We start from the raw sequence: 14,330 nt of genomic DNA, 5'->3' as shown, positions 1-14,330 counted from the left end.
TTTCACATATTTGTACTTATTATCAGTTATTTTCAATTATTATCAGTTATTTTCACATATTATCAGTTAATTCATTAAGAGATCCACAAACCGGACAATTATTTAACTTCGAGAGAGAGATTTCACTGAAATGTCCTGAAAGCCCATTCCAGAACAGAAGGCGGCCTTCCAGAAGCTTTCCTTTTCCAGTCAGAAACTTAATTACTTCATTTGCCTGAATAGAGCCTATAATACCCGGAGTTGCACCCAAAATCGGAAAAACTTCTTTTTTGGAAATTCGCGGAAAAATACAGTAAAAGCAAGGAGTTTTTCCAGGAATTATCGTAGTGACCTGACCGTCATACCCTGTAACCGCCCCATGAATAAATGGAATTCTCCTTTTTACGGCAAGCCTGTTAAGCAGATGCCTGGTTTCGAGGTTATCAAGGGCATCGACAATAATATCACATTCAGGAATCAGGGATTCGATGTTTGATTCGGCAAGCATTTCTCCAATGATTTCAACCTCAATTCCGGGATTCATGGAAAGAAGCTTTTCCTTTGCGGATTCAACCTTTGCCCTCCCAATATCCTTCTCATGGTGGAGAAACTGCCTGTTCAGGTTACTGAGATCCACAGAATCAAAATCTGCAAGAATTATTTTTCCGACCCCGGCTATTGCGAGATATGTAGAAATTGGGCTTCCGAGTCCGCCTGCACCGACAACCAGTACTTTAGCATTCTTCAGCTTTTCCTGCCCCTCTTCTCCAAAAAGAAGGATTTGCCGGCTGTATTTTTCACGCTCAAAATCATTCATGAAAGATCTTCCAGAATATTCGTCTCGAATATTGATTTTGTTGGCCAGTCTCTGAAAATGATATTATCCAGAGAAGTTAAAACCATTCCAGTAGTGATTGACTTCTTAATGCATAACCTCTTCGGACAGCCGAGGAAAGGCAAGGAATGGAAGCTTTGATTAAACCTTGAAGTTGATTAAACTTTGATTAAAGAGAATACTTCAGATTCCAGTGTTTAAGGCAAAAAGATATATCACTGCAAAGAGGGGGATAACCCGCAGGCATACCAGGGGTTACGAATCAGAATTTGTTTTGGAAAAATTAATTAAGGCAAGGCCCATAAAAATAGTTAGATCATTTTTAAGATTACTGGACCCGGGTACTGCTGCTTATTATTGCAAAGCCCTTTTACAGGCTTACAGATGAGATGCTGGAAAAGAGATATTTATAAAGGTTTTGAAATTTATGAAAGTTCGGGATTTGAAAAATAATATCCTCAATATTAAACAGGAATTCTCTGGCTACTTTAAAGAACGAGATGCTGAAATCAACGGTTCTCTTCTTGCCCTGCTCTCGGGAGAACACATTCTTTTGCTGGGCCCTCCGGGAACTGCAAAAACCCTGCTTGCAAACAAAATCTGCGAAACTATCGAAGGAGGGAACTTTTTCCATTATCTCCTTACTCGTTTTTCCACTCCGGAAGAAGTATTTGGACCACTTTCTCTAAAGGCGCTTGAGAAGGACGAATTCAGCCGGAGGGTAGAAGGCTACCTGCCAACTGCACATATCGCCCTTCTTGACGAAATATTCAAGGCGAACAGCTCTATCTTAAACAGCCTTCTGACAGTTCTGAACGAGAGGAAATACCATAACGGCAAGGAGGTCATGGATGTCCCTCTCTTTTCCGTATTTGGGGCTTCCAACGAACTGCCCGAAGAAGACGAAAGCCTTGAAGCCCTTTACGACAGGTTCCTTTTCAGGTATAGTGTGGACTATATTCAGCATGAAGAAAACCTTGAGGACCTCATTTTCGAAAATACGGAGGACTTCCTGCCTTCAACGAAACTCTCGATTGACGATATAAGGGAGATCCGGAAAAAAGCAAGGGATATGAGTGTAGACCCTGAGGTCCGGGCAATTATAAGAGGGCTGAGAAGAGAGCTTAAGAATTCCAATATCTTCGTTTCGGACAGGCGCTGGAAGAAGATTATAAATGTGCTCAGGGTCGCTTCAGCCGTAAACGGGCACACAAGCGTAAACAGGATGACTGTTGTCCTGCTCCAGCACATGCTCTGGGACCTCCCCGAACAGAAGGAAACTATCAGGAAACTTATCCTGGATAGAGTTGTCTACGGAGGCACTGATACCGGAAAGCTCAAACAGAATGTGCTTGACCTTAGAAATTCTGTTTACATCTGCCTGCAGCAGGAACTTCCGGACCCTGTGTCCTGTAATAAGTGCTTTGAAGAAGAGAAAAAGACGACCGGCGGCATGAGGACTTCCAGGTTTACGGGGGCGAAAGCCCCGAAGAGTCTCACATTCAATAATGCCCTTGATTTTTTAAAACACCATACCGAATTTCCGACCCACACCTACAGTTTCGGGCTTGAGTACAGCAACATTAACGGGGCGCTGAGCTTCGAAGCCGTGGCAGAGCAGTTCCGCCGGAGGAACGGTTTTGAGTTCAAGCTCAGCCTGGACTACGGAGACAAGAAACTCTACGAAAAAGAGTACGAAAACCTTGAGGAAAGGCTGAACTACTTTAGAAAGCAGGTGCAGGAAGAAGAAAAAGCCCTTGAGGAAACCCTCAGGGAAAACATCTGGGTTTCCGGACAGGACAGCAAGGAAATCCTGATGAAATACCGCTCAAAAAACACGGATATTTACGAGATTGCAAGCCATCTGAACGAAATCCGGACCCTGCTAGAAAAACCGAAAATATTCGATGTAGAACTCGAAAAAGCAGAAGTCGCCTGAAAAGGTGGTTCCTGAAAACCCGAAAAAGGCAGGAAACAAAAAATATGCAGAACCTGAAAAGCTCGAGAAGAGATTTCGAAGATCTTTCCGGATCAAAACGGGCATTATCTTTTGATCAGGCGTTTAACCCCTCTACGATATTGAATATTGAACTACGGGAATTCCTGGCAACTCCCCGAAAAGTGCCTCACGGGCTCAGAGAAGAGATTGCAGAGGTACTTATTTATGAACTCCTCTCAGAAAAAGACTACGAAATAAAGGACGAAAAACGCTTTATGGAAAAATTCGGGGTTTTTTATCCGATCTTCCTTAGCATGAGAAACCAGCAGGCATGGGAAGAAATAAAAATCCTTGCAGGAACCAACCGGATGGCAGGGATTTTTATCCTGAAAAGTCTGCTGGAAGAACTTTTTACGCTTCTTGATGATTACAAAAAAGTAGAACCGGATTTGTTCAGGAAATCCCAGAAAGGACTGGAAAAAAGTCTGAAAGCCCTGAAAGAGCTGATCAGTGAAACTCAGGCTGTATGGGAAAGGAGCAGGCTGGAAAGGGCTGAAAGCCCTAAATACTCTGACTGGCAGAGAAATGCGAACGAATGGCAGGACAGAAAGAGAGAAGGCAAGAATAACCAGGGAACAGAAGATAATAAGGGAAATTATCTTAGAAATGCTGGAAACCGGTCAGAGGATAACCAGGATCAGGAGCCTGAAAACAAGGCGGCGTCGGAAAGACTTGCCTCAATTACCCGGGAATTCATGTTCAGCGAAAAGGCTGGAGAAGTGGTTGACTCTGTAATAGGAGAAAAGATAGCTGCAAAGCTTGAGGAGCTTATCCCTGCCCTCGAGGACCACTTAGAAATGCTTGAGATCCTCTCCATGCTCTTTCCGGGAAGAATGTGGGACTACTCCTTACAGGCTCTGCACAGGGAGTACTTTGAAAACCTTGAAAAGTATGCGGCAATCCTCAGGAAAAGTTATGACCTGAATGAGATTCTCGAACAGGTTGGCAGAATTGAGCTTGAGTACGGCTCAAAGAAACTGCAATTGTCGCCGCACAGCAAAAGTGAAGTGCACTCAATTACCTTTTCAGGTGAAATCCAGACCCTGCTTCCGATAGAAGCCGTAAAACTCAAAAACCCGGTCCTGAAGCTCAAGTTCTATGCGGATATGCTCGAAGAAAAGCTCCTTACATACCAGCTCAGAGGGAAAAACTGGAACTCGAACTCTGCAGGAAAAAAGAGAAAAGGACCTGTTGTCGCCCTGGTTGATACCTCTGCTTCCATGCGGGGAGCCCCCGAGATTCTTGCAAAAGCCGTGGTCCTGGCAATTGCGAGGAGGATGTTAAGAGAAAACAGGGATGTAAAAGTAATTCTGTTTTCATCGAAATGGCAGACAGTTGAAATCGAGCTTACGGATAAAAAACGCATGGGCAAAGAGTTACTGGAGTTTCTCAAGTATACTTTTGGGGGCGGCACGGACTTCAACACAGCTCTTCGAGCAGGGCTCAAAGCAGTAAAAGAGGAGAAAACCTTTCAGGGAGCAGACCTCCTATTCCTGACCGATGGTGCCTCCGAACTCTCAGAAAAACCCCTTATCCGGGAATGGAATGAAATAAAAGCCAAAAGAAAAGCCCGCATCTTTTCCCTGATAATAGGAAACTATGATGCAGGAGGGCTGGACCAGGTCTCAGACCATACCTATATTATTCCTGATGCCGGAACCTGGCAGGTTGAGGAAAGTCCTGCAAGATTTATAAAAGCAATCAGCAGACCTATGAGGATGTTTTAACTGGTTGGGTAAATTGAAAGGATAATTTCCATACAGATCGGAATTTCCGAGATCTCCAGCTTCATTATAAAAAGGGGCAGATGTACAATTAATGTCTGCGCTTAAAACGCCTGCTTACCTCGTCTATGAACTCCTCCAGATCTTTCTTACCTGGCGGTTGATGCCTATAGATGCTTGACAAAACAACAAATGCCGCCTTTCTGCCTTTGGTGGAATTCCTGAGCAGCCCGATCTCGATCACTGTGATCAGAACCTCAGAAATCATTTTGCGGTCGCCGGGACTTAGATTACTCCACCTGTCATTGAGTTTTTTCGAAGAGACCTTTACTGACTCCTTCCCCTCGAAAGCTATTGTTGAGGCTTTTGAAGAAACGGTTTTTGAAATTTTTATTACCCGGTCCTTTCCGAAGGAGGCAGTTTTCGTAAATGTCCTGAAAGCTCTTCCCGGGAGATCCTTCATCCGCACTTTTTCAGAAGCAGACGACTCCCCCATTGGGTCTTTAGAAAATCTGCCTTCGGAAGTCCTGCTTTCCAGGATTTTGTGAATTTCTTCAAAGATTTCAGTGATTTCCTCCTTAGATCTCGTTCTAAGGTATTCTCTGAGATTTTCAATCAGTTCGGAGTCCAGTCCAGCAGAATCAGCTTCTACAGAATCGTCTTCGATGGAGGCAGGGTCTTCGCGGACCTCGACAAAGTCGGCGTCAATTACAGGACAGAACCCTATGAAAGAGTCGCGTAAGGAATCCTTCCCGGACCCCGGGGTTTTCCTGAGCCTGCAGCCGGAGCTTGAGAATCTCCTGAATATGTCCTGTTTGTTATTGAGCAAGAAAATCACATCCATGCCTGATATGAAGAAAGAATTACCTAACATCTACCAAAACCATTCATAGCCTGAAGTGGTTTCAGTATCATATTTACCACACATATGGTTCGTAATTACATAAACAGGTTTCATGCCGGGGTTTAATATCTTTTTCTGTTCACATTGCTGCTAAACCCGAATTATCGTGCCGGAAGATTGCGGAATATTGCAAACCCTGAACTGTCATACCTAACCGCTGATAGTAACGAAACGTCGTATTGAGAAAAAAAGCAACATTGAAAAAGGATAAAACGGGCTTTTTCCTTTAATCAAAGTTGCGCTGGCGCACCCCGCAGCAAGCTAGCGGGGTATTCGACTGATAATAAACAGCCCCCATTCATTCTTTTTTGGGGTATTCCCTTATAAAAGGCGCCCGTTCTTTTTTTGATGCCCCCGATTATAAAGGGTCCCCATTCTTTTTCAGATTCATTTCCCTCTTCATCAGAGAGTCAGGACGCTGTGAAAGCCCGGAATCTGTTGACCAGCTCCTGAAAATACAGAACAGGCTATTTCAGGGATTTTGAAGAAACTTTTTAATATATCTCTGCCTGGATTTCAATCCCCTTCCTGCCCTTCTCACCCCTGCCCCCGCTACAACAGTATGAGGGGGTACATAATTCCGGACCTTCATATCCCAGAACCCTGACGGACAAGTTTTTGAAAGCTGAAACGGTCAATCATTATTATAGATGATAACATATAATATTGGATAGCATATAATTAAATTGGGAATTATTGAATAGCATATAAATAAATTGAGCATAATTCCAGGAAAAATAAGAAAAAAACTTGTCTTTAAAATTTGTCTTTAAAACTTGCCTTTTGTTCTGCACGTGCTTGAAAACGAAGGAGCGCTGGAAAAGATATCCTGAATATATAATTGAAATAGAATGCCGAGAACCGGACATCAGGTGGGGGAAGGGGTGATAAACTTCCGGCCTCCAAAAACAGGAAGATAACAAGCCCGAAGGAATAAAATAGTCTCAGGGATAAAAGAGAGGAAGTTTCATAAGATAAAGAGTTAATGAGAGAACATTATTCACGATTATCTTTAATCCATGATTATCTTTAATCCACAATTATCTTTAATCCATAATTATCTTTACTTCATATTTTTGCCGGAGGTAGAAAATACAATGAGAGAAGGTCTGGACCCCTTTGGGGTAAGAGATAGCATCGAAACAACTGCCGGAAAAGCTACGATTTACAGATTGGGCAAACTGGAAGAAAAGGGCTTTGAAGGGATTTCCCTGCTCCCCTACTCTATACGGATCCTGCTGGAATCCCTGCTCCGGCATGCGGATACTGAAAAGCAGATAATAACTGCAGAAGATGTAGAGGCCCTTGCCCGCTGGAGCCCTGAAAATATAAACGAAAGGGACATTCCGTTTATTCCTTCAAGGGTAATCATGCAGGACTTCACAGGTGTTCCTGCGGTAGTTGACCTGGCAGCCCTCCGCTCGGCAATGGAGCGCCTTGGAGGAGACCCGGCTAAAATCAACCCTGTAATTCCTGCTGATCTGGTCATTGACCACTCGGTTCAGGTGGATTCCTACGGGACCGCATATGCCCTTGAGAAAAATGAGAAAAAAGAGTTTGAACGCAACGGGGAGCGTTATACCGTCCTCCGCTGGGCACAGAAAGCCTTTGACAATTTCAGGGTCGTGCCCCCCGGAAGAGGGATCATCCACCAGGTAAACCTTGAGTACCTGACCCCACTCGTGCACCTGAAAGAGAAGGAAGGCGAGTTATTTGCGTTCCCTGACACCCTTGTCGGGACTGACTCCCATACCACAATGATCAATGGGATAGGCGTGCTCGGCTGGGGAGTAGGCGGCATAGAAGCCGAAGCTGTAATGCTCGGGCAGCCTTACTATATGCCCGTTCCTGAAGTTGTGGGCTTCAAACTCTATGGAAAACCGGGACCCGGAGTTACCGCCACAGATCTCGTTCTTACGATCACCAAAATGTTAAGAAAGCACGGCGTAGTCGGCAAATTTGTCGAATTCTACGGGCCCGGCCTGGCTTCCTTAAGCCTCCCTGACAGGGCAACGATTTCAAATATGGCTCCGGAATACGGGGCAACTCTCGGGATTTTCCCGCCTGACGTGGAGACCTTAAATTACCTGAAGAGAACAGGCAGGAGCGACGAGCAGGTTGACCTTGTGAAAAAGTACCTGGAAGCACAGGACCTTCTTTACTCTATCCACAAACCTGAACCTCTTTTCAGCAGCACTCTCGATCTTGATATGGGTACTGTAAAGCCCTGCCTCGCAGGACCAAAACGCCCGCAAGACCAGCTCTTCCTGAACGAGGTCTCTGAAAATTTCCGTGAAACAATGAGGCAGACCTTTATAAGAAAGAAGGAAGGAGGCGTTGAGCTTGCCAGAGACTCTGCCTATCTGCGCTGGCTGGGAGAAGGAGGAGCGCCTGTAGAAGAATCCGAAGCATTCGGCATGGAAGAGGCAAAAAAGGTTGACTCCCATGAGAGAAACTTCAGGGTCACACATGGTTCCGTAGTGATCGCGTCTATTACTTCCTGTACCAATACCTCCAATCCATCGGTGCTCATAGGAGCCGGGCTGCTCGCAAAAAAGGCTGTTGAAAGGGGCCTGAAGGTTAAACCTTTTGTGAAAACAAGCCTGTCTCCGGGCTCAAGAGTGGCTACTGAGTACCTTGGAGCCGCAGGCCTTCTGCCCTATCTGGAAGCTCTGGGTTTCCACCAGGTCGGGTATGGCTGTACGACCTGTATAGGGAACAGCGGGCCTCTGCCCGAACATGTTGCAAAAGAAATTGGAGAAAAAGACCTTACAGTTGCAGCCGTACTCAGTGGAAACAGGAACTTTGAAGGCAGAATCAATCCGCTTGTAAAAGCAAACTACCTTGCATCCCCTCCGCTTGTTGTTGCATATGCAATCGCGGGTACGGTGAACATAAACTTCGAAACTGATCCCCTTGCTTATGACCCGAACGGGCTCCCTGTTTATCTAAGAGATATCTGGCCTGGAAACGAAGAGATCAGGGAGACCGAAAAGACCAGCGTAACGCCTTCGATGTTCAAAAAAGAGTACTCAGGTGTTCTGGAAGGCGCAAGCCTCTGGAAAGAGCTGGATGTGCCTGAGGGTACCCTCTATGCCTGGAGCCCGACATCCACCTACATTCAGGAACCGCCCTATTTTGTGGATTTCCCGCTTACTTTGCCTCTGCCGGGAGATATACAAAATGCCAGGGTTCTCGCTCTTTTCGGGGACAGCATCACTACAGACCACATCTCCCCGGCAGGAGATATCCCGGCAGACGGCCCGGCAGGCAGATACCTGATATCCTGGGGTGTAGACCGGAAAGATTTCAATTCCTACGGCTCGCGCCGGGGCAACCATGAAGTAATGATGCGCGGGACTTTCGCGAACATCCGGCTCAGGAACAGGCTTGTAAGCAGGGAAGGAGGCTGGACTGTCTCTCACCTCAAAGGGGAAGATTTCCCGCCTGAAGCCTGCGAGGGAATCCCGATCTATGATGCCGCTCTGCTTTATGCGGAAAACGATATCCCCCTGATTGTACTCGCAGGAAAAGAGTACGGGACAGGCAGTTCCCGCGACTGGGCAGCAAAAGGAACATTCCTCCTTGGGGTAAAGGCAGTTATTGCCGAGTCCTTTGAGCGCATCCACAGAAGCAACCTCGTGGGCATGGGAGTTCTTCCCCTGCAATTTAAAGACGGAGAAAACGCAGATACCCTTGGCCTCACAGGAAAGGAAAGCTACGATATCCTTGGCATTGAGAAAATGGAACCCCACGGAGAGCTTATCGTAAGGGCAAAGGACGATAACGGAGGAGAAACAGAGTTCAAGGTAGCATTGAGGCTGGACTCTGCTGTGGAGATAGAGTACTACAGGAACGGCGGAATTTTGCATAAGTTCCTGCGGGATTCAGTGAAGAAAAAATAAGAGGTCACTTATCCAGAATAGCACAAGAATATTTTTTTAAAAGGTTCCGCTGGCCTTAATAAGGTGTCTTCTTTTTTCCGGAACCTTTCTTTTTATCCTTATTAGATACGGGGTTATTTTAGCTCAAATAGGTATTTTGAAGAGGGATACATTACGAAAAATATTAGACCCCATACTTAAAATAAGTGAAGAGATTGAGGAGGCGGGAGTTTTAACATAGGAAAATATATTTAAAACGATTTAAATTTACAATTTCAACAAATTTAATATACTTATTCGATGATAATACAATTGCATTGTCACCCTATTTTTGGACCCAAAAGGTCCTTCGTGTTAAATCTTTCACGTATAATCAGAGGATTCCCCAATTTCAAAGTTTTTTGAAAATCCTCGAGGCATAACTGTGAGGTAGAAAATGAGTAAAAATATATGTTTCATAGACGGGCTGGAGGGCGTTCTGAAATACAGGGAAGTAGACATCAACGAACTGGTCGAACTTCCTTATGATGCAGTTTCCTATCTGCTAATCCGGGGAGAGCTCCCTGGAGAACAGGAACTTGCCGAGTACTCAGCCCGCCTGCATGCGGAGCGTGAAATTAACAGGGAGGTAATGGACATTATCCGCATGTGCAATTTCAATATCGATGCTATGGAAGTGCTGCGCACAGTCATTTCTTTCATATCTCAATTCGATCCGAACCTGAATGACAGCTCTCCTGAAGGAAATATGAGAAAAGCCATACGGCTAATTGCCATAGTCCCAACCATTGTTGCTGCATATTATAGAGTGTCAAATGGAAAGGAACCTGTGCCCCCTGACCCCTCCCTCTCTCACGGAGCCAATTTCCTGTACATGATAAAAGGAAGCAAGCCAGACCCCCTGGAAGCTGAAGTCATGGAAAAAGACTTTATTCTCAGTGCCGAGCATGAGTTGAATGCTTCCACCTTCTCATCCAGAGTTACAGCTTCAACCCTGTCCGACCTCTATTCAGCAGTTGTTTCAGGGCTCTGCACACTTAAAGGTCCCCTTCATGGAGGAGCAAGGGCAGAGGTTATGAATATGCTTGAAGACGTTGCCAGCCCTGAAAATGCAGAGAAATTTGTCCTTGAGAAAATTGAAAAGAGAGACAAAATAATGGGCTTCGGGCACAGAGTGTACAAGACATATGACCCCAGGGGCACAATATTCAAACAGCTCTCAAGGAAACTGGCTGAATCCAAAGGGGATATGCACTGGTACGCGACAGCCGAAGCAATCGAAAATACTGTTGTCCGCGAGCTTGTGGAAAAAAGAGGGAAGCCAATTTATCCTAACGTTGATTTCTATTCCGGAGTCATCTATAAATATATGGAAATCCCCCCGCAGCTTGCAACCTCGATCTTTGCAATCGGGAGAGTCTCAGGCTGGATAGCCCATTGCTTTGACCAGTATGAGAAGAAAAAGATCATAAGGCCAAGAGCTTTCATGCTCGACGAATGTTAAAATCTCAGAAAAAACCTGGTTATGCCTGAAAACTGGCAGGAATGAAAGAGATAGAAGAGGCAGAAGAATAAGAGTCAGATCAGTAAAACGAGATCTGACAAATCGGAAATGAGAACCAGAAATAAAACTGGGTTTTCAGGCAAAACAGGTTCATAAACAGAATACTGATTCAAGAGAAAACAGGATTTTCAGCGGCAAAAGCCCTTTTTCGTCATATTTTAAGTATATTAAACCATTGATATCGGTAACAGGGCATGAAGCTATTAAGCCCTGGAACCGGATAATCTTTTTATCATCTGACAGCTTTTTGATATCCAGATACCCATGAGTTATAGAGATTTCATAGACCGGTTAAAAGAAAACGGGAAACTTGTAGAAGTTCCTCAGCCCGTTTCCCCGAGATTCGAAGCTTCAAGAATTGCAAAAAAAACAAAAGCTCCGGTTCTTTTCCACGACATTTCAGGCTCAAAGGTTATTATGAACCTTCTTGGGTCCAGGGACGAACTTGCTTCCATGCTAGGGGTTCCTAAAGAAGAAATTATAAGAAAGCTTGCGGAAGTTTCTCCGGAAGGCGAAGTACAGATAGTTTCGGAGTCTCCTACCCTTGAGGTCATAAAAAATGAGGTTGACCTCACAAAACTTCCTATCCTTACCCATTTTGAAAAAGACGGAGCCCCCTACATAACTGCAGGAATTATAGTTTCCGAATACGGAGGCGTTATGAATGCTTCGATCCACCGCCTTATGCTTGTGGGAAAAGACAAACTAGCAGCCCGCCTTGTCCCCCCGAGGCATACCTACCTCCTGCACAAAAAAGCCATCGAAAAAGGCGAAACTCTGCCTGTTGCAATTGTTATCGGCTGCGACCCTACGATTATTTACGCAACCTCTACAAGGGTCCCTGTAGGAAAAGAATTTGAATATGCAGCCGCCCTGCGGGGAGCTCCGGTAGAACTTTTTGAGTGCTCAAACGGGATAAAAGTACCGCACTCCGAGATCGTGCTCGAAGGGTACATTGACCCTGTAGAAAAAGTTGATGAAGGCCCATTTGTGGACATTACCGGAACATACGATGTGGTAAGGAAAGAACCTGTAATCCGTATCACCCGCGTTATCCACAGAAAAGACCCGATCTATCATGGAATTCTGCCGGCTGGTCCCGAACACCTCCTGATGATGGGCGTGCCTTACGAGCCAAGGATATACAGGGCTGTAGGGGAAGTTACAACCGTCAAAAACGTGGTGTTGACAGAAGGAGGATGCTGTTACCTTCATGCAGTTGTGCAGATCGAAAAACAGACTGAAGGAGACGGGAAAAACGCTATTATGGCAGCCTTTGCAGCTCACACAAGCCTCAAGCATGTAGTGGTCGTGGATGAGGACATAAATATCTTTGACCCTAATGATGTCGAGTTTGCAATTGCTACAAGGGTAAAAGGGGATATGGATATTATGATTATTCCTAATGTCCGCGGAAGTTCCCTTGATCCCAGAGGAGCTCCTGACGGGACTACTACGAAAGTGGGAATCGATGCTACAAAGGTTCTTATTGAAAAAGAGAACTTCGAAAGGGCAGTGATTCCGGAATAATGATTGATATGGAGCTTTTAACAGGCAGGTAAACTTAAAAGGACTGCAGCCCGGGGTATAAAAAAACCCCTCGCCTTGCCTTAATATTTTATACTCATCCTAATATTTTATACTCATCCTAATATTTTATACTCGTCTTAATATTCTGTACTTGCCTTAATGTATTATACTCGTTTCAATGTTCTGTATTTGCTTTAATAAATTATAAGTGCCATAATTATACCTGCCTCAATATTTTTTCACCCTGCATTTACTATCTGGCAGCTAAAGAGGGAATTTTCATGTACCTTACAAAAGAAGAAGAACAAATCCTGAACGGAGAAGCAGGAGAGACTCTCAGGAAAGCAATTGAGATTCTTGTAGCTCTCGGGGACATCTATAGTGCTGACGGGTTGATCCCCATCAAAAGCGCCCAGATTGCAGGGGTCTCTTATAAAACTATAGGTGATGCCGGACTTGAATGGATCTCAGACCTTGAAGGACAGGTAAAGGTTCCCGCAATCCTGAACCCTGCTGGAATGGACCTGGAAAACTGGGAAAGGCTGAGAATTTCTCCTGAATTTGCAGAAAAGCAGAAGGCGATTATTCAGGCTTACAAAAAGCTTGGAATCCGTTGTGAATGTACCTGCACTCCTTATAACCTCGAAGGCTTTTCAGCAGGCTACGGCGACCACCTGGCGTGGAGTGAATCCTCAGCCATCTCTTATGCGAACTCCGTAATAGGAGCCCGGACAAACAGGGAAGGAGGACCATCCGCCCTTTCGGCAGCTCTTCTGGGAAAAACGGCAAACTATGGGCTCCATCTTGAGGAAAACCGCGTTCCTGAAGTCTCGATCAGGGTGGAGTGCCCGCTTAAAGAATCGGATTATGGAGCACTTGGATATGTAGCAGGCAAAATCATTGGGAACCGGGTACCTATTTTTCGTCTAAAGGATACTCCGGAAAAGGATGAACTTAAAGCCCTTGGAGCTGCAATGGCGGCATCCGGAGCAGTGGCTCTTTATCACGTGGAAGGAGTGACCCCTGAAGCCCAAAGGCTGGGCTTTGAAGAGCCGGAAGAAAAAATAATTATAGAGAGAAGCCAGCTGGATGAAGTTTATGAGAGCAGAGAAAGAGCTGGAAAAGAGCCGGACCTGATTACTATCGGCTGCCCTCACTGCTCTGCAGCCGAACTTAAGAAAGCGGCTGAACTCCTGAAAGGAAAAACCGTTTCAAAGGAAACCTGGATCTTTACCTCGCGGGAACTTGCAAAACGTTATCCGGATTATATCCGGACCATTGAGGGAAGTGGGGCTAAGGTTGTTTGCGATACCTGTATGGTAGTCTCTCCGGCAACCAACACCTACTCCTGCGTCATGGTGAATTCTGGAAAAGCCTTTGCCTACGTGCCCGGGATGTGCGGGGCTGAAAGTGTATACGGGAATATGGAAGCCTGCATCGAGGAGGCAACCGGAAGAAAGGGAAAAAAGGCAGGTGGTTCCTATTAAACTCAAAGGCCGGACAATTTCCAGGGGATGTGCAGAAGGGGAAGTTTTGCTTTCCAGAGACCCCATATCCTTCCTTGGCAGTGTGGACCCTAAAACAGGAATTGTTGTCGAAGAAAAACACTCTCTCGCAGGAAAATCAATCAAAGGGAAGGTCCTTGTTTTTCCCCATGGGAAGGGATCGACTGTTGGCTCCTATGTAATGTACCAGCTGAAGAAAAATGAGGCTGGACCGGTAGCGATTATCAATCTGGAAACCGAACCGATTGTAGCGGTAGGAGCAATTATATCTGAAATTCCTTTAGTTGATATGCTGGAAAAAAACCCATACGAGTATTTAAACGATGGAGACATTGTCCGGGTAAACGGTAGTGAGGGATATATCGAATTTATAAAACCTGAAGACAGTAAGAAAAAATAATGATGC

10 protein-coding genes are annotated in these 14,330 nt (G+C 45.2%); 8 read left to right on the top strand and 2 right to left on the bottom strand.

Annotation, left to right across the window (positions count from 1 at the left end):
* Window positions 1-52 precede the first annotated feature (52 nt).
* Window positions 53-796, bottom strand: a complete 744-nt coding sequence (locus tag EO93_RS12220; protein ID WP_048131352.1) for a HesA/MoeB/ThiF family protein — start codon at window positions 794-796, stop codon at window positions 53-55.
* Window positions 797-1,007: 211 nt separating this feature from the next.
* On the opposite strand from EO93_RS12220, the gene EO93_RS17575 reads away from it, so the two are divergent.
* From EO93_RS17575 to EO93_RS12210, 3 genes are read left to right on the top strand one after another with little or no spacing between them, the layout of a single operon-like run.
* Window positions 1,008-1,202 carry a hypothetical protein gene (locus EO93_RS17575; RefSeq protein ID WP_156161313.1) on the top strand — a complete coding sequence of 65 codons (195 nt, stop codon included), beginning with the start codon at window positions 1,008-1,010 and terminating at the stop codon, window positions 1,200-1,202.
* Between the two features lie 39 nt (window positions 1,203-1,241).
* Window positions 1,242-2,753, top strand: a complete 1,512-nt coding sequence (locus tag EO93_RS12215; RefSeq protein WP_048162735.1) for an AAA family ATPase — start codon at window positions 1,242-1,244, stop codon at window positions 2,751-2,753.
* Window positions 2,754-2,797: 44 nt separating this feature from the next.
* Window positions 2,798-4,540, top strand: coding sequence for a VWA domain-containing protein (locus EO93_RS12210; protein WP_048162734.1), 1,743 nt, complete (start codon window positions 2,798-2,800; stop codon window positions 4,538-4,540).
* 88 nt (window positions 4,541-4,628) lie between these two features.
* Here EO93_RS12210 and EO93_RS12205 read toward each other — a convergent pair whose 3' ends face one another.
* On the bottom strand, window positions 4,629-5,411 hold the full coding sequence (locus EO93_RS12205; protein WP_235284244.1) for a hypothetical protein: 783 nt from the start codon (window positions 5,409-5,411) through the stop codon (window positions 4,629-4,631).
* 1,127 nt (window positions 5,412-6,538) lie between these two features.
* Between EO93_RS12205 and acnA the strand changes: the two genes are divergently transcribed.
* From acnA to EO93_RS12180, 5 genes are all read left to right on the top strand, one after another.
* Window positions 6,539-9,346 carry an aconitate hydratase AcnA gene (gene acnA / locus EO93_RS12200; RefSeq protein ID WP_048162733.1) on the top strand — a complete coding sequence of 936 codons (2,808 nt, stop codon included), beginning with the start codon at window positions 6,539-6,541 and terminating at the stop codon, window positions 9,344-9,346.
* A gap of 415 nt (window positions 9,347-9,761) precedes the next feature.
* Entirely contained in the window at window positions 9,762-10,829 is a 1,068-nt protein-coding gene (locus tag EO93_RS12195; protein WP_048135340.1) for a citrate/2-methylcitrate synthase, read from the top strand.
* Between the two features lie 324 nt (window positions 10,830-11,153).
* Window positions 11,154-12,419, top strand: coding sequence for a UbiD family decarboxylase (locus EO93_RS12190; RefSeq protein WP_048162732.1), 1,266 nt, complete (start codon window positions 11,154-11,156; stop codon window positions 12,417-12,419).
* Window positions 12,420-12,700: 281 nt separating this feature from the next.
* Complete coding sequence (locus EO93_RS12185) at window positions 12,701-13,906, top strand: aconitase X (protein WP_048135344.1); 1,206 nt, start codon at window positions 12,701-12,703, stop codon at window positions 13,904-13,906.
* Window positions 13,893-14,324, top strand: a complete 432-nt coding sequence (locus tag EO93_RS12180) for a DUF126 domain-containing protein (RefSeq protein WP_048135346.1) — start codon at window positions 13,893-13,895, stop codon at window positions 14,322-14,324. The genes EO93_RS12185 and EO93_RS12180 overlap by 14 nt, the downstream gene beginning before the upstream one ends.
* The last annotated feature ends 6 nt before the right edge of the window (window positions 14,325-14,330 follow it).

The organism is Methanosarcina sp. 1.H.A.2.2, assembly GCF_000979975.1.
GTDB lineage: Archaea > Halobacteriota > Methanosarcinia > Methanosarcinales > Methanosarcinaceae > Methanosarcina.
Note: the sequence above shows the minus strand (reverse complement) of the source record. Positions and strands in the feature narration are given on the sequence as shown.